At 71.2% G+C, this 17,294-nt stretch carries 16 protein-coding genes; 12 read left to right on the top strand and 4 right to left on the bottom strand.

What is annotated here, in order from left to right:
- Positions 1 to 276: 276 nt before the first annotated feature.
- Positions 277 to 1,020, bottom strand: coding sequence for a DUF4190 domain-containing protein (locus tag AB0M39_RS17460; RefSeq protein ID WP_365365096.1), 744 nt, complete (start codon positions 1,018 to 1,020; stop codon positions 277 to 279).
- A 112-nt stretch (positions 1,021 to 1,132) separates the two neighbouring features.
- Here AB0M39_RS17460 and AB0M39_RS17455 point away from each other — a divergent pair, with 112 nt between their 5' ends.
- The 4 genes from AB0M39_RS17455 (at position 1,133) to AB0M39_RS17440 (ending at position 5,317) form a co-directional block, all read left to right on the top strand.
- Complete coding sequence (locus tag AB0M39_RS17455) at positions 1,133 to 2,161, top strand: adenosine deaminase (protein ID WP_365365094.1); 1,029 nt, start codon at positions 1,133 to 1,135, stop codon at positions 2,159 to 2,161.
- A 169-nt stretch (positions 2,162 to 2,330) separates the two neighbouring features.
- Complete coding sequence (locus AB0M39_RS17450; protein WP_365365092.1) at positions 2,331 to 3,032, top strand: glycerophosphodiester phosphodiesterase; 702 nt, start codon at positions 2,331 to 2,333, stop codon at positions 3,030 to 3,032.
- Between the two features lie 56 nt (positions 3,033 to 3,088).
- A complete protein-coding gene (locus tag AB0M39_RS17445) occupies positions 3,089 to 3,913 on the top strand; it encodes an SAM-dependent methyltransferase (protein WP_365365090.1) in 825 nt (274 codons plus the stop codon).
- Positions 3,914 to 4,063: 150 nt separating this feature from the next.
- A complete protein-coding gene (locus AB0M39_RS17440; RefSeq protein WP_365365088.1) occupies positions 4,064 to 5,317 on the top strand; it encodes a serine hydrolase domain-containing protein in 1,254 nt (417 codons plus the stop codon).
- A gap of 53 nt (positions 5,318 to 5,370) precedes the next feature.
- Here the strand turns inward: AB0M39_RS17440 and AB0M39_RS17435 are convergent, their stop codons facing one another.
- Both AB0M39_RS17435 and AB0M39_RS17430 read right to left on the bottom strand, forming a co-directional pair.
- Positions 5,371 to 5,928 carry a hypothetical protein gene (locus tag AB0M39_RS17435; RefSeq protein ID WP_365365086.1) on the bottom strand — a complete coding sequence of 186 codons (558 nt, stop codon included), beginning with the start codon at positions 5,926 to 5,928 and terminating at the stop codon, positions 5,371 to 5,373.
- A 140-nt stretch (positions 5,929 to 6,068) separates the two neighbouring features.
- Positions 6,069 to 7,229: a spermidine/putrescine ABC transporter substrate-binding protein gene (locus tag AB0M39_RS17430; RefSeq protein ID WP_365365140.1), complete on the bottom strand. Its 1,161-nt coding sequence runs from the start codon at positions 7,227 to 7,229 to the stop codon at positions 6,069 to 6,071.
- A gap of 176 nt (positions 7,230 to 7,405) precedes the next feature.
- Between AB0M39_RS17430 and AB0M39_RS17425 the strand changes: the two genes are divergently transcribed.
- Together AB0M39_RS17425 and AB0M39_RS17420 are read left to right on the top strand one after the other, a co-directional pair.
- Positions 7,406 to 7,768, top strand: a complete 363-nt coding sequence (locus AB0M39_RS17425) for a DUF1304 domain-containing protein (protein WP_365365084.1) — start codon at positions 7,406 to 7,408, stop codon at positions 7,766 to 7,768.
- Entirely contained in the window at positions 7,765 to 8,343 is a 579-nt protein-coding gene (locus AB0M39_RS17420) for a TetR/AcrR family transcriptional regulator (RefSeq protein ID WP_365365082.1), read from the top strand. The genes AB0M39_RS17425 and AB0M39_RS17420 overlap by 4 nt, the downstream gene beginning before the upstream one ends.
- A 680-nt stretch (positions 8,344 to 9,023) precedes the next feature.
- Here AB0M39_RS17420 and AB0M39_RS17415 read toward each other — a convergent pair.
- Complete coding sequence (locus AB0M39_RS17415) at positions 9,024 to 10,463, bottom strand: gamma-aminobutyraldehyde dehydrogenase (protein ID WP_365365080.1); 1,440 nt, start codon at positions 10,461 to 10,463, stop codon at positions 9,024 to 9,026.
- Between the two features lie 166 nt (positions 10,464 to 10,629).
- On the opposite strand from AB0M39_RS17415, the gene AB0M39_RS17410 reads away from it, so the two are divergent.
- From AB0M39_RS17410 to AB0M39_RS17385, 6 genes are all read left to right on the top strand, one after another.
- Positions 10,630 to 11,151 carry an Lrp/AsnC family transcriptional regulator gene (locus AB0M39_RS17410; protein WP_365365078.1) on the top strand — a complete coding sequence of 174 codons (522 nt, stop codon included), beginning with the start codon at positions 10,630 to 10,632 and terminating at the stop codon, positions 11,149 to 11,151.
- Entirely contained in the window at positions 11,136 to 12,515 is a 1,380-nt protein-coding gene (locus tag AB0M39_RS17405; protein ID WP_365365076.1) for an aspartate aminotransferase family protein, read from the top strand. Before AB0M39_RS17410 ends, AB0M39_RS17405 begins: the two co-directional genes overlap by 16 nt.
- A gap of 457 nt (positions 12,516 to 12,972) precedes the next feature.
- A complete protein-coding gene (locus AB0M39_RS17400; RefSeq protein ID WP_365365074.1) occupies positions 12,973 to 13,701 on the top strand; it encodes an ATP-binding cassette domain-containing protein in 729 nt (242 codons plus the stop codon).
- Positions 13,683 to 14,807 carry a hypothetical protein gene (locus AB0M39_RS17395; RefSeq protein ID WP_365365072.1) on the top strand — a complete coding sequence of 375 codons (1,125 nt, stop codon included), beginning with the start codon at positions 13,683 to 13,685 and terminating at the stop codon, positions 14,805 to 14,807. Before AB0M39_RS17400 ends, AB0M39_RS17395 begins: the two co-directional genes overlap by 19 nt.
- A 192-nt stretch (positions 14,808 to 14,999) precedes the next feature.
- The gene (locus AB0M39_RS17390; RefSeq protein WP_365365070.1) at positions 15,000 to 16,136 is read left to right on the top strand and encodes an LOG family protein; all 1,137 of its coding nucleotides are present in this window, start codon (positions 15,000 to 15,002) and stop codon (positions 16,134 to 16,136) included.
- Between the two features lie 225 nt (positions 16,137 to 16,361).
- A complete protein-coding gene (locus tag AB0M39_RS17385; protein WP_365365068.1) occupies positions 16,362 to 17,294 on the top strand; it encodes a hypothetical protein in 933 nt (310 codons plus the stop codon).

Here is a 17,294-nt window from a genome sequence, read left to right as displayed (position 1 = left end):
GGGGGCCCACCCAGCCTCGCCGGCGTTTGAGGCGCAACCCAGCCCGGCCGGCGCCTGAGGCGCAACCCAGCCCCGTGGGGGTCCCCCCGGACGAAGTCTGGGGGAGCTTGAGGCGCGGGGGTCCCGGGGGCAGCCCCCGAATCCAGCCCCGCCAGCGCTTGAGGCGAAACCCAGCCCCGTGGGGGTCCCCCCGGACGAAGTCTGGGGGGAGATTGAGGCGCGGGGTCCGGGGCAGCGCCCCGCAGGAGACCCGCACCCGCTCCACCCCCGCCCCGCCTACCCCCGCCGCTCGACGACCAACGTGTTCGAGTAGTCGTCGTACCGGCTCTTCCGCCGCTCCTCCCTCTTCTCCTCCTCGTCGATCGCCATCGTGATCCCCCACGCCAGCAGCACGATCACCACCGCGCCGATCACGATCCCGATCGTGCCGAGGATGATGCCCGCCAGCGCCATCCCGCCGTTGGTCGCCTCCCCGCGCTGAGCGCGCTTACGGCCGAGGATCCCGAAGATCAGGGCCAGTACGCCGAGGACGACGGCGACGACTCCGTAGAGGCAGAACAGGCAGACGGACAGGATGCCGAGCACCAGCGCGGTGATGCCCATGCCGTTCGCGGGGCCGGGCTGCCAGGCGGGCTGGGCGTAGGAGGGGTACCCGGGGTAGCCCGGGTAGCCGGCCCCGTACGCACCGCCGTAGGAACCGCCCGGCGGCGGGGTGGGCTGAGGGGCCACGGGGGCCGCGGGGTAGCCGTACGGACCGGGCGCCGGCTGGGCCGGTCCGCCCGGGGCTATCGGGGGCGGCGGCACCGCGCCCGCACCCACGTCCGGCGTCGACCCCGGCATCGAGGTCACCGTCAGCTGGTCGTGCACCCCCGCACCCGATCCGCCCCCCGGCGCGGCCGCGGGCGCGTCCGTCGGCGGCTTGTCCAGCGGCACCCTGCTCTGCGCCGCGCTGCTCGCCGGCGGGGCCCACGGATCGCGCGGCTCCGGCCCGCCGGACGGCTGGGCCTGATTGTCAGACATGGATCTCCCCCATCAGGTCGTCCGGTCATGCTACGGCCTGCGTCCCAGGCCGGACCTGGGCGGCCTACGATGATCCCCTGACCCGAACGGCTTACCGCACACGGAGGACCCGATGACCGATCTGAGCCCCTTCATCGCCGGGCTTCCCAAGGCGGAGCTCCATGTCCACCACGTCGGCTCGGCCTCGCCGCGCATCGTCGCGGAGCTGGCCGCCCGCCACCCCGACTCGAAGGTCCCGACCGACCCCGACGCGCTCGCCGACTACTTCGTCTTCACGGACTTCGCGCACTTCATCGAGGTCTACCTCTCGGTCGTGGACCTGGTCCGCACCCCGGAGGACGTACGGCTGCTCACCTTCGAGGTCGCGCGCGACATGGCGCGGCAGAACATCCGCTACGCCGAGCTGACCGTCACCCCGTTCTCCTCGACCCGCCGCGGCATCGACGAGAAGGCGTTCATGGACGCCATCGAGGACGCCCGCAAGGCGGCCGAGGCCGAGCTCGGAGTGGTGCTGCGCTGGTGCTTCGACATCCCGGGCGAGGCCGGACTCGAGGCCGCCGAGGAGACCGTGCGGCTCGCGGTGGACCTGCGCCCCGAGGGCCTGGTCTCCTTCGGGCTCGGCGGTCCCGAGATCGGGGTGCCCCGGCCGCAGTTCAAGCCGTACTTCGACCGCGCGATCGCCGCGGGCCTGCACTCCGTGCCGCACGCCGGCGAGACGACCGGTCCGCAGACCATCTGGGACGCGCTGAACGACCTGCGCGCCGAGCGCATCGGCCACGGCACCAGCGCCACACAGGATCCGGCGCTGCTCAAGCACCTCGCGGAGAACCGGATTCCGCTGGAGGTCTGCCCCACGTCGAACCTCGCCACCCGCGCCGTCCTCGACCTGGACGAGCACCCCATCAAGGAGATGGTCGCGGCGGGCGTGCTGGTGACCATCAACAGCGACGACCCGCCGATGTTCGGCAGCGACCTGAACAACGAGTACGCGGTGGCCGCCCGGCTGCTGGAGCTGGACGAGCGCGGCGTCGCCGAGCTCGCCAAGAACGCCGTGGAGGCGTCCTTCCTCGACGCGGCCGGCAAGGCGCGGATCACGGCGGAGATCGACGCGTACACCGCCGACTGGCTGGCGGCCCGCTGAGCCCGGCGCGGTAGCGCTGCCGAGTTCGCCATAGCGCTGCCGAACTCGCCGTAGCAACGCCGTAGCACCGCCGAGCTCGCCGTCGTACGCCCTGGTGTACACCCCGCCGAGCAAGCGCCGCGGGCACGGCGCGTCGCGCCGCGGCCTCTGCGCCGCAGACAATGACCCCATGCGCACTCCTACTGCCGTGGGCCACCGCGGTGACCCCTACCGCATCCGCGAGAACACCCTCCCCTCGATCCGCTCGGCGATCGGACTGGGCGCGGACGCGGTCGAGATCGACGTACGCCTCACCCGCGACGGCGAGCCCGTGCTGCTGCACGACGACTCGCTGAAGCGGCTGTGGGGCCATGACCGGCCGCTCTCCGGGCTCACCCTCGCCGAGGTCCGCGCGCTCAGCGGCGAGGGGGTGCCGACGCTGCACGAGGCGCTGGCCGCGGCCGGATCGCACCGGCTGATGCTCGATCTGCCGGGGGCGTCGAAGGCGTCCGTGCGCACGATCGTCGGCGCCGTGCGCGAGTGCGGCGCCGCGGAGCGGGTGTACTACAGCGCGGGCGCGACGACCATGCTCCACGTACGGGCCGCGGACCCGTCCGCCGAGCTCGCGCTGACCTGGACGACGCTCGCGCCGCCGCGCCCGGTGCTGCTGGAGGCGGTACGGCCGCGCTGGCTCAACTACCGCTTCGGCCTGCTCAGTCCGGAGCTGACGGACCGTCTGCACCAGGACGGGCTGCTGGTCTCGGCCTGGACGGCGGACACCCGGCGCACGATGCGCCGTCTGCTCCGGTACGGCGTCGACTCGATCACCACGAACCGGGTGGCCGCCCTCCACGCGATCCTGGGCGACTCCGCCCGCGGCACGGCCCCTTGACCACAGCTCCTTGACCAAAGGCCACTTGGCCACGGCCTCTTGATCCTTCCGGCAAGATGGGCCGTACGCAGCCGCCCGTCGAGGAGCGAGAAGTGAACGACAGGATCCGCACGGACATAGCCCACAACGCCCGGGTCTGGAACCACTGGCTCGGCGGCAAGGACAACTACCCCGTCGACCGCGAGGTCGGCAACCACGTCACCGGCCTCTACCCGAGCATCGGCCTGGTGGCGCGGGCGGACCGGGCGTTCCTGGGCCGTGCGGTGACGCTGCTCGCCGGCGAGCTGGGCATCCGGCAGTTCCTCGACGTCGGCACGGGTCTGCCGACCGCCGAGAACACCCACGAGGTCGCCCAGCGCATCGCGCCCGACTCCCGGATCGTCTACGTCGACAACGACCCCATCGTGCTGGCGCACGCGCGCGCCCTGCTCACCGGCACGGCGAGCGGCGCGACCGAGTACATCGACGCGGACGCCCACGAACCCGAGGCGATCGTCCGGTCGGTCTCGCCGACGCTGGACCTGGAGCGGCCGGTGGCGGTGATGATGCTCGGCATCCTCAACTTCGTCCTCGACACGGACCACGCCCGGTCGATCGTGCGGACCCTGATGGACGCCGTTCCGTCCGGCAGCTACCTCGTTCTGACGCATCCGACGCTGGAGCTCGGCGGCGAGGGCAACGCAGAGGCCATGCGGTTCTGGAACGAGAACGCGACTCCGCCGATCAGGACGCGCAGCCGGGAGGAGTTCGTCTCGTTCCTGGACGGCCTGGAGGTGCTGGAGCCGGGGGTCGTCTCCTGCGCCCGCTGGCGGCACGACCCGGCGACGGAGGGCCAGTCGCCGACGGTCGCTCAGTTCGGCGCTGTGGGCCGCAAACCCTGAGACGCGAGGGGCGGGCGGGGCGGGGAACCCTCAGGGGATCACCCTGACAACACCGGGGCAGCTGTTGGTACTTGACGACGATCCGGGTCGGCGCGGAGATCAACAGGATGGGTGGCGTCGCAGAGAAACGCTCATCCCCTGGAGTCAGCAGTGAACACTCGTACCCGCACTGTCCTCGCCGCGGCCCTCGTGCTCGGCATCGCTGCGGGCCCGGCCGCCCCGGCTTTCGCCGCTGCCTCACCCGCTTCCCACGGGGGCGCCGCTGTCTCCGCCTCTCAAGGAGCAGCCTCGCAAGGAGCAGCCGACCGTCGCGCCCCCGTCCCCGAGCCCGTGGCCAAGGCTCTGCGCGACGCGATCAACGGGCTGCCCGACGACAAGGCGACCGCCGCGCTGGTGCGGGTCTCCGGCACGGACGGCCAGTGGCGCGGCAGCTCCGGCGTCCACGACCTCCCGTCGGGCCGCGGCGCCGACCCCCGGGCCCGCTTCCGGGCGGGCTCGGTGACCAAGGTCTTCGTCGCCGCGATGGTCCTCCAGCTCGCCGCCGAGAAGAAGGTGGACCTCGACGCGAGCGTCCGGGACTATCTGCCGGACGTGATCCCGGCGGCGTACGAGGACGTCACCGTACGGCAGTTGCTCAACCACACCCATGGCATACCGTCTGCCGACTTCCCGGGGAAGGACGTCGGCGACTGGTACGACCTCCGCTTCCAGATCCACGACCCGCACGCCATAGTCGCCTCGGCCACCTCCCCCGCGAAGAAGAAGGAGAGCACGGTCCCGGGCGAGCGGCAGCGCTACAGCAACATCGGCTACACCATCGCCGGGCTGCTGATCGAGAAGGTCACCGGCGACTCGTACGAGAACCAGCTCGCGCAGCGCATCACCAAGCCGCTCGGCCTGTGCGACACGTACGCCCCGGGCGAGAGCCCCCGGATCCGCGGCCCGCACAACCGCGGCTACCAGGTCTTCCCGCTCCCCGGCGGCGGCTCCGAGCTGCGCGACGTCAGCGTCTGGAGCGTGACGGACGGCTGGGCCGCGGGCGACCTCGTCTCGACCACGGCCGATCTGGAGCGCTTCACGCACGCGCTGTTCGCGGGGAAGGTGGTGCGCGGACCGCTGCTGGAGGAGATGTTCACGCGGCCGGAGGTCAAGGAGGGCTCGGCGGACTACAGCGTGGGAATGACCAGGTGGGAGGTGGGCGGCAAGGAGGTCTGGGGCAAGACCGGCGGCCGCTGGGGCTACAACGCGGGCATCGGCGCCACCCGCCCCACCCGCGACGCCCATGGTCTGTCGTCCCGGACCCTCGTCTACAGCATCAACTCCACGGACGCGAAGGGCCAGGGCTCCAATGCGATCGTGATGCGTCTGGTGAACGCGGCGTTCGAAGCCCCCAAGCAGCCCTGACGCCCGGCCTCGGCCGTCGCTGGGCCTCGGCCGTCGCCAGGCCGCGACTGTCGCTAGGCCGCGCTCGGCGCCGGATCCCGCGTGGGGTCCGGCGTCGTCAGCCGCTCCAGCTGCTCCAGCTGCTTGATCTTGCGGCGTACGACGTAGAGCGGGATGACCCCGAAGACGCCGAACGACATGTCGATCACCGACCACCAGAAGGGGATGCCCCGGATGGGACCGCAGATCAGCGCGAGCGGGATGATCCCGGCGCAGGCGATCATGCCGAACTCGATGACCCAGATGTTCCGCACGGGATCGCGGTACGGGCCGTAGAAGGCGACCGCGATGACCAGGTGCGCGAAGGCCAGCCAGTCCGTTCCGTACAGCACGAAGGGGTACTTCGCGTCGGTGGCGTCGAGACCGTCCCGTACGCGCTGGATCCACTCCATCAGGCCCGGGAGGGCGTCGGCGACCGGGGACGCCCAGGACGTCAGGGCGTCCTCGAGCAGGTGCAGTTCGGTGACGAGCGGGAAGGCCGTCACTCCGCTCAGCACCAGGCAGACGATGAAGACGACCAACCACACGCGGATGCGCCGCAAGAGGGCCGCGGGCCCGTTCTTCTCGCTCATATCCGCAGCGTACGCCCGGGTTTTCGGCTCCTTCGGCGGGCCCCCGGCGACGGTGCGCGCGCAGGCGTGCGGGACAATGGCGGCGGCTATGGCCGCCTCCGGAAGCGGCGCTTTTCGCGCTCCTGTGACGCGGGCCGGGGTCACAGACCGACGATCGCGTTCCACCGCTTGGCGAACGGGCTGCGCTCCGTCGAGGTGATGTCGCGGGAGATGGCCAGTCGCTCGCGCATCGCGTCGTCGGGAAAGATCAGCGGGTCCTCGGCCAGCGCCGCCAGCTCCTCGTCGTCGGAGTCGGCGAGCACGTCGCGGGCGGCGGGCACCGGGCAGACGTAGTTCACCCAGGCGGCGAGCTCGGCGGCGACCTCGGGGTCGTAGTAGTGGTCGATCAGGGCCTCGGCGTTGCGCTTGTGGCGGGCGAGGTTGGGGATCATCAGGCTCTCGGCCCAGAGCTCCGCACCCTCCTCCGGCACGACGAACTCGATGTCGGGGTTGTCGGCCTGGAGCTGGATGACGTCGCCGGAGTACGCCTGACAGGCCAGCACGTCTCCGGTGGACAGGTCCTTGATGTAGTCGTTGCCGGTGAAGCGGCGGATGTGCCTCTTGCGCACCAGCTTCTCCACCTGCTCGCACATGGCGTGGAAGTCGTCCTCCTTCCAGCGGGTGACATCGACGCCGTTGCCCTGCATCAGCAGCGCGAAGGACTCGTCGAGGCCGGAGAGGAGGGTGACCCGGCCGCGCAGGTCGTCGGCCCACAGATCGCCGGTGGACTTGATCTCCCGGCCGAGCTTCCCGCGGTTGTACGCGATGCCGGTGATGCCGGACTGCCAGGGCACGCTGTGGCGCCGGCCCTCGTCGAAGGCGGGCGAACGCAGCTGCGGATCCAGGTACTTGGCGACGTTCGGCTGCCGCGCGCGGTCCATCTCCTGCACCCAGCCGAGGCGGGTGAACCGGGCGGCCATCCAGTCGCTGACGACGATCAGGTCCCGGCCGGTCTCCTGGTGGTTCATCAGGGCCGGGCTGATCTTCCCGAAGAACTCGTCGTTGTCGTTGATCTCCTCCGTGTAGTGGACGGAGATCCCGGTGCGCTCGGTGAACGCGTCGAGGGTGGGGCGCTTGGCGGCGTCCTCGTCGTCGGTGTCGATGTAGAGCGGCCAGTTGGCGAAGTCGAGGGTCTTGTCGCGCCCGGACTCGTCGCGCCGAGCGCGGTCGCCGGGCTGGACGTACGCCGCCGGCACTCCGCAGCCGGCGAGCGCGGCGCCGGCGCCGACCGCGAGGCCGAGCAGAAGGGACCGCCGGGACATGGGGTTCATCCGGATCGCTGACACGTCGGAAGGATGCCGGGCTGGGCGGGGGCGCGGCAATGGACGCTGCGTCGATCCGTACGCGGTGCGGGCGACACCCTGTCGATCATGGACATGTGTCTATACTTCACAGACACCTGTCCATGAAATCATGCTCCATGAAGTGAGGGACCCTCGTGACCGCGACGGCGAACGTGCTGGTCGGCCTGGTGGCCGCGCTGCATGTGTACATCCTGGCTCTGGAGATGTTCCTGTGGGAGCGGGCGCCCGGTCGGGGCCTGTCCGGCTTCGACGCGGAGATGGCGCGCGCGACGGCGCCGCTCGCGGCCAACCAGGGCCTGTACAACGGTTTTCTGGCGGCGGGGCTGATCTGGGGCCTGATCGCCGCGGACCCGACGGGGTACCGGGTCCAGGTCTTCTTCCTGTGCTGCGTGGTGGTCGCGGGCCTGTACGGAGGCCTCACCGCGAACCGCCGCATCCTCGTGGCGCAGGCGCTTCCGGGCGCGCTGGCCCTGACGGCGGTCGTGGTGGCGGGATGACGGACCGGACGGCCGACCGGATGAGCGACCCGCGCGCGGAGCGCACGAGGGCGAAGCTCCGTCAGGCGCTGCTCGCGGAGTGCGAGGAGCGCCCGTTCGAGGAGGTCAGCGTGGCGGCGCTGGTCCGGCGGGCGGGGGTGGGCCGGGCGACGTTCTATCTGCACTACGCGGACTTGAGAGCGCTGGCGGTCGACGCGTGCGCGACGGTGGTACGGGACGCGGTGGAGGCGCTCCACGCCTGGCGCGGCACCCCCACCCCGGCAAACGTCCCCCCGGCCCTGACGGACTTCTTCGCCTCGCTGCCCGCCCACGCCGGCCTCTACCGCACCCTCCTCCACGAGGGCGGCAGCGGCCCCCTCGGCGACCTCCTCCACCAACGACTCCGCACCCGCAGCCACCACGAACGCGCCCTAGCGGGCGCCCCGGCCCCGGAGCTGATCGCCTCGGCGGTGGCCTCGACCTTCGCAGGCGTCCTGGCGGACTGGCTCCACGCCCGCATCCCCGCCACCCCAGAGGAAATCGCGACCCAGACCTGGCGCCTGCTCTTGGCGCTGCACGGGACGCGGTTGTCGTGAGGGGGACGGGTGGATGCGGGGTCGCGCACGATCCCCGACAGCCACCACACTCTTGGCACCGCGCCCGAAGCACCACGTTCAAGGGGGCCCGGAAAGGCCGGGGCGCCCCGGGGAACCGCGCGCGCAGCGCCGCGCACAGGGTGCGCGGCGCCAGCGACACCGGCTCAAGGAACAAGCGCGCAAAGCGCCACGGTCAAGAAGGCCCGGAAGTCCGGGCCGAAGCCCCGACGCGCAGGCGCACATCACCACTGCGCGCAGCGCGGCACCCCAGAGGGCCGAGCCCCACGGCCTACGCACACACGAAGTGCAACGCTCAAGACCGCTCAAGGACCCGGAGCCCGAGCCCGACGAACACCCGCCACCCGGGCCAAGCCCCACCCAGCACGCGCACGCGCATGCGAAGCGCCACGCTCAATACCACCCGAGGACCGGGGCCGAGCCCCAACGAACACCCACCGCACCCCAAGGCGCGCATCGCCGCGACCAAGACGCCGGGATACCCGGACACCCGCCCCGCCCCGGCCACCGGCCGGGGCAAGGGCGCACCGGACACCCCGTCACCACCGCGCGCGCAGCGCCGCGCCCCCCAAGCTCGGGGCCCGGGGCCCGGGGCCCGGGGGCATCGCCCCCGGTTACGGGAAGGGGCGGGGCGGGGAGAGAGACCCCCACCCCACCCACCCTCACCCGTCCAGCGACGTCATCACGTGCTTGATCCGCGTGTAGTCGTCGAACCCGTACGACGACAGGTCCTTGCCGTAGCCCGACTTCTTGAAGCCGCCGTGCGGCATCTCGGCGACCAGCGGGATGTGCGTGTTGATCCACACGCAGCCGAAGTCCAGCGACTTCGACATCCGCATCGCCCGGCCGTGGTCCTTCGTCCACACCGACGACGCCAGCGCGAACTCGACGCCGTTCGCCCACTCCAGCGCCTGGGACTCGTCCCGGAAGGACTGGACCGTGATGACCGGGCCGAAGACCTCGTTCTGGATGATCTCGTCGTCCTGCTTGAGGCCGGAGACGACGGTCGGGGCGTAGAAGTACCCCTTCTCGCCGACCCGGTGCCCGCCCGCCTCGACCTTCGCGTGCGCGGGCAGCCGCTCGATGAAGCCCGACACCTGCGCCAGCTGGTTCGCGTTGTTCAGCGGGCCGTACAAGACGTCCTCGTCGTCCGGCGCGCCCGTCTTCGTGTCCGTCGCCGCCTTCGCCAGCGCCGACACGAACTCGTCGTGGATCGACTCGTGCACGAGCACGCGCGTGGCCGCCGTACAGTCCTGGCCCGCGTTGAAGTACCCCGCGACCGAGATGTCCTCGACGGCCTTGGCGATGTCCGTGTCCTCGAAGACGACGACCGGCGCCTTGCCGCCCAGCTCCAGGTGGACCCGCTTGACGTCCTTGGCCGCCGACTCCGCGACCTGCATGCCGGCCCGTACGGAGCCGGTGATCGAGGCCATCGCCGGGGTCGGGTGCTCGACCATCGCGCGGCCCGTCTCGCGGTCGCCGCAGATGACGTTGAAGACGCCCTTGGGCACCACGGAACCGATGATCTCGGCGAAGAGCACCGTCGACGCCGGCGTGGTGTCCGACGGCTTCAGCACGACGGTGTTGCCCGCCGCCAGCGCCGGCGCGAACTTCCACACCGCCATCATCATCGGGTAGTTCCACGGCGCGACCTGCGCGCAGACGCCGACCGGCTCACGCCGGACGATCGAGGTCATGCCCTCCATGTACTCGCCGGCCGAACGGCCTTCGAGCATGCGGGCCGCACCCGCGAAGAAGCGGATCTGGTCCACCATCGGCGGGATCTCTTCGGTACGGGTGAGGCCGATCGGCTTGCCCGTGTTCTCCGACTCCGCCGCGATGAGCTCCTCGGCCCGCTCCTCGAAGGCGTCCGCGATCTTCAGCAGAACCTTCTGGCGCTCGGCCGGAGTGGTGTCCCGCCAGCCCGGGAAGGCGGCCGCGGCAGCGTCCATGGCGGCGTCGACGTCAGCCTGCCCGGAGAGCGGCGACGTGGCGTACACCTCGCCTGTGGCCGGGTTGACCACGTCGATGGTCCGGCCGTCGGCGGCGTCCCGGAACTCCCCGTTGATGTAGTTGCGCAGACGACGCAGCTCGGTGGTCACTGTTGCCACCCCTCCTGTCAGATGTCCGATGGGTGAGACACTCCAACCCTAATCGCTCAGGTAACGCTTTCGACAGGTCCAACCCTCCACAACTTCGGATTCAGTGAGATCTTGACCCTTGAACAACGAATTTCATTGAATAGGGCTTGCGAGACTGTCAGTCCCGGTGCAGAGTGAGCCCGTGGCCAGTCGTAGCGCAGACCCCAGGATCGGAATCAGTCCGTCCGCATCGTCATCGTCCCCGACGATCGACGCCGTGTCCCTCGCGATCATCGAACAGCTCCAGGAGGACGGGCGCCGCCCGTACGCCGCGATAGGCAAGGCCGTCGGCCTCTCCGAAGCGGCCGTGCGGCAGCGTGTCCAGAAGCTGCTCGACCAGGGCGTCATGCAGATCGTCGCCGTCACCGACCCGCTCACCGTGGGTCTGCGACGCCAGGCGATGGTCGGCATCAGCGTCGAGGGCGACCTCGATCCGGTGGCCGAAGCGCTCACCGCCATGGCCGAATGCGAGTACGTGGTGATCACCGCGGGCTCCTTCGACCTCATGGTGGAGATCGTCTGCGAGGACGACGACCACCTGCTCGAAGTGATCAACAAACGGATCCGCACGCTCCCCGGCGTGCGCTCCACCGAGAGCTTCGTCTACCTCAAGCTCAAGAAGCAGACCTACATGTGGGGAACCCGATAGCCGTGAGCAAGGACCTCTCGCAGACCGCCTACGACCACCTGTGGATGCACTTCACCCGCATGTCGTCGTACGAGAACGCACCCGTGCCCACCATCGTGCGTGGTGAGGGCACCTACATCTACGACGACAAGGGCAAGCGCTACCTCGACGGTCTCGCCGGCCTCTTCGTGGTCAACGCCGGCCACGGCCGCCACGAGCTCGCCGAGACCGCCTACAAGCAGGCCCAGCAGCTCGCCTTCTTCCCGGTGTGGTCCTACGCCCACCCGAAGGCCGTCGAGCTGGCCGAGCGGCTGGCCAACCACGCCCCCGGCGACCTCAACAAGGTCTTCTTCACCACCGGCGGCGGCGAGGCCGTCGAGACCGCCTGGAAGCTGGCCAAGCAGTACTTCAAGCTCAAGGGCCAGCCCACCAAGTACAAGGTCATCTCCCGCGCGGTGGCGTACCACGGCACCCCGCAGGGCGCCCTGTCCATCACCGGGCTGCCGGCCCTCAAGGCCCCCTTCGAGCCGCTGGTCCCGGGCGCCCACAAGGTCCCGAACACCAACATCTACCGCGCCCCGCTCTTCGGCGACGACCCCGAGGCCTTCGGCCGCTGGGCCGCCGACCAGATCGAGCAGCAGATCCTCTTCGAGGGGCCCGAGACGGTCGCGGCGGTCTTCCTGGAGCCGGTGCAGAACGCCGGCGGCTGCTTCCCGCCGCCGCCCGGGTACTTCCAGCGGGTCCGCGAGATCTGCGACCAGTACGACGTGCTGCTCGTGTCCGACGAGGTCATCTGCGCCTTCGGCCGCCTCGGCACGATGTTCGCATGCGACAAGTTCGGCTACGTCCCGGACATGATCACCTGCGCCAAGGGCATGACCTCGGGCTACTCCCCGATCGGCGCGTGCATCATCTCGGACAAGCTCGCCGAGCCGTTCTACAAGGGCGACAACACCTTCCTGCACGGCTACACCTTCGGCGGCCACCCGGTCTCCGCCGCGGTGGGCCTGGCCAACCTCGACATCTTCGAGAAGGAGGGCCTCAACCAGCACGTCCTGGACAACGAGGGCGCCTTCCTCTCGACCCTGCAGAAGCTCCACGACCTGCCGATCGTCGGCGACGTACGCGGCAACGGCTTCTTCTACGGCATCGAGCTGGTGAAGGACAAGAACACCAAGGAGTCCTTCACCGACGAGGAGACCGAGCGCGTCCTCTACGGCTTCCTGTCCAAGGCGCTCTTCGAGAACGGTCTGTACTGCCGTGCCGACGACCGCGGCGACCCGGTGGTGCAGCTGGCGCCGCCGCTGATCGCCGACCAGTCGACGTTCGACGAGATCGAGGGGATTCTGCGCCACGTCCTGACGGAGGCGTGGACGAAGCTCTAGGCCTCGGGCGCGGTCTGAGTCTCGCGTGTGCCTGAGTCTCGCGTGTGCCTGAGCCTTGCGCGTGCCTGCGCCTCGGGCGCGCCTGAGCCTCGGGCTTCGCGAGGCTCGCGGCTTCAGCCTCGCGTGCGCCTGAGGCTCGCGCTTCTGAGCCTTCGCGCCCTTCAGCCTCGCGCCACGATCCGTACGTCCGGGCCGCCGCACGGCCGCCCGGACTCCTGGTCGCCGCCATGCGTGCGTCCCGGTCGCCACACGGCCGGGACTTCCGGTCGCCACACGGCCGGAACGCCTGGCCGCCACACGGCCCGGATACGCCCATCCGAGTGAGATGGGGGTATCCGGGCCGTGTGCTTCCCAGGACCCCGGTTCTGGCTGCCTAGCGTGCCGAGTGACCGATCGGCCCCGCCTTCGTTCCCCCGTACGGGGGAGGGGCAATCTGATCAGAACCGAGGTGTACGCCATGGTGGCTCCGCCGGACAACGACGTGCTGTGGGCGCGCTCCCTGCACCACTCCCACTGGGGTTCGCCCGCCCTGGTCGGCGTCTCCCTGGGGGTGCGGGAGGGCGAGATCCTCGCCGTGAGCGGACCGCGCGGCAGCGGCAAGACCACGCTGCTGCGGTGCCTGTCGGGGCAACTGGTCGCCCAGGAGGGCGAGGTCTGGTTCAACAGCGCCCCCGTGCACACGATGAGCCCGGTGCTGCGGGAGCGGCTGCGGCGCGACCGCTTCGGCTGGATCGACCCCGCGCCCACGCTGGTGCCCGAGCTGACGGCCTGGGAGAACGCGGCGCTGCCGCTGATGCTGCGCGGGGTCTCCCACCGGGCCGCGAAGAAGGCCGCTATGGAGTGGCTGGAGCGGCTCGACATCGGCGCGTGCGCCCGACTGCGTCCGCACGCGCTGCTCCAGGCGCAGCGGCAACGCGTCGCCACTGCGCGGGCGCTGGTCACCACTCCGTCCGTGCTCTTCGCGGACGAGCCGACCGCGTCCCTCCACCAGGCCGACCGGGCCCATCTGCTGCGCACGGTGACGGCTGCGGCGCGCTCGCACCGGATCACCGTCGTACTGGCCACCCATGACGCCGAGGTGGCCGCGCTCGCGGACCGTACGCTCACGCTCGTCGACGGCCGCCGCGTCAGCTCGCTCACCGGCGCGGACGCGGAAGGCCAGGCGGCGTGCTCGCTCTCCGCCTAGCCCTCGGCACCCACCCGCTGGTCCAGCTGCGCCGGCTCATGGTCGCGGCCGCTTCGGCAGGGGTCGGCTTTCTGCTGCTGTGCACGCTGACGTACGCGCTGGCCCATCCGACGGACTCCGGGGCGTCCACCCTGCGGCTGCTGTGGTGCGCGATCCCGCTGGCCACGACGGTGTACTTCGCGGTGGCGGTGGCGCGTACGGACCCGAGTACGCGACCGCGCACCGGGCTGTCGGCGGTGGGGCTGGGGCCGGCGCGGATGGCGGTGCTCGCGGCGAGCTCCACTGCGGTGTCGGGAACGCTCGGCAGCATGGTGGCGCTGCTGTTCTTCCTGCATCTGCGGGGCGATCTGACGGGGTTTCCGTTCGACGGGGCAGCGGCGGGACTGCTCGCGGCGGAGCAGCAGCTGCCGCTGGCGGGACTGCTGACGCTGCTCGCGCTGACGCCCCTGGCGGCGACGACGGCCGTCGCGGTGGCCATGAGGCCCCACCGCGAGCCCCAGCAGCCGAGCGCGCCCAGCGCGGAGCCGTCGGGGCTGCCGTGGGGCGTCGCGCTGATGGCGGCGGGCCTGGCGGCGGAGACGTACGCGAGCAGCGGCCCGGTGGACTCGCCGCTGTCGGTGCCGACGGGCGTGCTGGTCAGCGGCGCCCTGACGACGGTGGGCCTGGCGCTGGCGGGCCCGGCGATCACCCATCTGTGCGGCCGCCTCCTGCAAGCCTTCCGCCCGGGACCGACCCGACTCCTGGCAGGCCGCGCCCTGATGGAGGAGTCCCGCCGCATCGGCCGCCCGCTGGGGGTCCTGTGCGCGGTGGCCTCGGCGCTGCTGACGGCGTCCATGCTCTCCACGGCGACGAGCCAGCGTCCGCTGGGTCCGCTGACCGGGCTGGGCGCGACGCTGGTCATCGCGTGCACGACGGCGACGCTGCTGACGGCGGTCCTCGAGTCCAAGCACGCCCGAGCGGCGACGACGGAGGAACTCCTCCGGCTGGGCACCCCGTCGTCGATGCTCCACAACGCGATGGCGCTGCGCATGACGACACTCCTACTGGTCTTCGCACCGCTGACCTGGGCGATCTCGACACTGGCAGCCATCCCCCTGACCCGCTGAAGTCGGGGGGGCGGCCTACAGCGCGAAGCCGCCGCGCCGGTGCGGGGTCGGGGGCAACTTGAGCCCGTCCTGGGGGCGCCTCTCAGCGGTAGCCGGGGGAGATTGAGGACAGGCCGAAGGCGTACGGGTACGGCAGCCGCGCAGAACCACCCGCCCTGCCTGCTCCCCCCGCCCAGGCCCTATCGTGGCCGCATGGTGCACGCAGACGGACACGGACACGGACCGCAATCCCCCGCCGAGGACTTCGAGATCGAGACCCTCGAGGAGTTCGATCGCGTCGTCTCGCGGGGCTCCCTGTCCGGGTACCGCGTGCAGTCCGTCGACCTCGCCGACCGGACCTTCGCGCTGTTCTCCGTCGACACCTCCACCACCGTGTTCCTCGGCTGCCGCATGGAGCCCGACGCCGCCGCGAAGATCCGTACCGACGGCGCGCTCGTCTTCCCGCCGGTGCCCGACCTCCCCTTCGACCCGTATCGCGGGCTGCTGTACTCCCCCGCCGAGCTGTTCGACGGCCTCTCGCACGGCGGTTACGAGGCAACCCTCGACGCCCGCGCCTACGAGTGGTTCCAGGAGACCAAGTCGGACGGCGACATCTTCGCGTCGATGCTCCGCTCGATACACGACGACGCCATCTCCGACGCGCTCGACGAACTCCTCGTCGGCGCACGCGTCGTGGGCGTCATGGGCGGACACGCCATGGCCCGCGGCACCGACGAGTACGCCGGCGCCGCCCGCCTCGGCCGGGCTCTCGCGCGCGCCGGGTTCACCGTCGCGACCGGCGGCGGACCCGGCGCCATGGAGGCCGCCAACCTCGGCGCGTACGCCGCCCCGCACCCGGACGAGATGCTCGACGAGTCGCTCGAACTCCTCGCCAAGGCACCGTCGTTCACCCCGTCGATCTCCGACTGGGCGAGCGCCGCCTTCGAGATCCGCGACCGCTGGCCCGGCGGCGGCGACTCCGTCGGCATCCCCACCTGGTTCTACGGCCACGAGCCGCCGAACGCCTTCGCGGGCCATATCGCCAAGTACTTCGCCAACGCCGTCCGCGAGGACGGCCTCCTCGCCCGCTCCAACGCCGGCGTTATCTTCCTGCCCGGCGCCGCAGGGACGGTCCAGGAGGTCTTCGACAACGCGACGCCGAACTACTACGAGTCCCGTGGCGAGCCGACGCCCATGGTGCTCGTCAACCGCTGGCACTGGACGGAGAAGCTCCCCGCCTGGCCGCTGCTCCAGTCCCTCGCCGCGGGCCGCTCCATGGAGTCCCGCATCGCGCTCGTCGACTCGGTCGACGAGGCGCCCGCGGCGCTTCAGCGGCTGATCGGCGCATAGGCCCGACTGCCGGCCGACGGGGGCGTCGACCTCCGTCGGCCGAGCCCTGGCCGATCCGCACCGGCGGCCCCAGCGGAACACGCCCCGGCTGACGGAATCGCACCCGCGGCCCCACCGGAAGGCCCCCGCCCCATGCTCATCTCGCCCATGAGGCAACTTCTCGGGCCGAACTCACGTCTGGCAGTCAGTCGGAGCGAAACTGCCTATCTGTGAACGGAGCCCCGCGTGCTCATCGGCCTACTGACCGCTGTCGCGGCCTCGATCTGCTACGGCACGGGGTCGGTGCTGCAAGCTGTCGGATCCCGTAAGTCCGCCCGCCGCGAGGCCGCCGCGACCGGAGTCACCCAGCACGGCGGGCCGAGTCTGTCCTCCACCGCCAAAGCCGCGATGACCTGGGAGTTCATCGTCGGCACCATCCTCGACTTCGTCGGCTTCGGCCTGGGCGCGCTGGCCGCGCGGATGCTGCCGCTCTTCCTCTCGCAGACCGTGATCAGCGCCAACCTGGTGATCACGGCGGTGCTGAGCGTGCGGATGCTGGGCATCCGGCTGACCCGCGCGGAGTGGACCTCTATAGCCGTCGTCTGCTCCGCCCTGGTGCTGTTGGCGACCGCCGCCGGTCCGGAGGGCAGCGGCCACACGCCGATCTCCACGCACTGGTGGCTGCTGGCGATCTCCGTGCTGCTGATGGTCGGCGGCACCTTCGTCGTACGCCGCCTGGGCTCGCGGGCGGCGATCCTGGCGGGTCTGCTCTCCGGCCTCGGCTTCGGCGCGCTCGGCGTGGGCGTACGCATCCTCAACGGCATCGACCCCTTCGACCTGGGCGCTCTGCTGTCCGACCCGGCGCTGTACGCGATCCTGGTCGCGGGCTTCGGCGGGATGTACCTGCACACCGTCGCGCTGCAGATCGGCTCGGTGAACGGCGCCACGGCGGCTCTGGTGGTCGGCGAGACCGTGCTGCCGGGCATGATCGGCGTCCTGTGGCTGGGCGACACCTCGCGGCCCGGATTCGCCTGGGTGGCGATCCTCGGGTTCCTGATGGCGGTGGCGGGAGCGGTCGCGGTGGCCTGGTTCGGCGCGCCGGAGGCCCACGGCTCGGGGGCCGAGCCGGAGGCGGAGCCGCAGCCGGAGGAGCGGGAGAAAGCCGTCTCCCTCAGCTGA

This window comes from Streptomyces sp. NPDC051907, from assembly GCF_040681075.1.
Classification (GTDB): Bacteria; Actinomycetota; Actinomycetes; order Streptomycetales; family Streptomycetaceae; genus Streptomyces.
The sequence above is the reverse complement of the archived record's forward strand: the minus strand, read 5'-3'. Positions and strand labels throughout refer to the sequence as shown.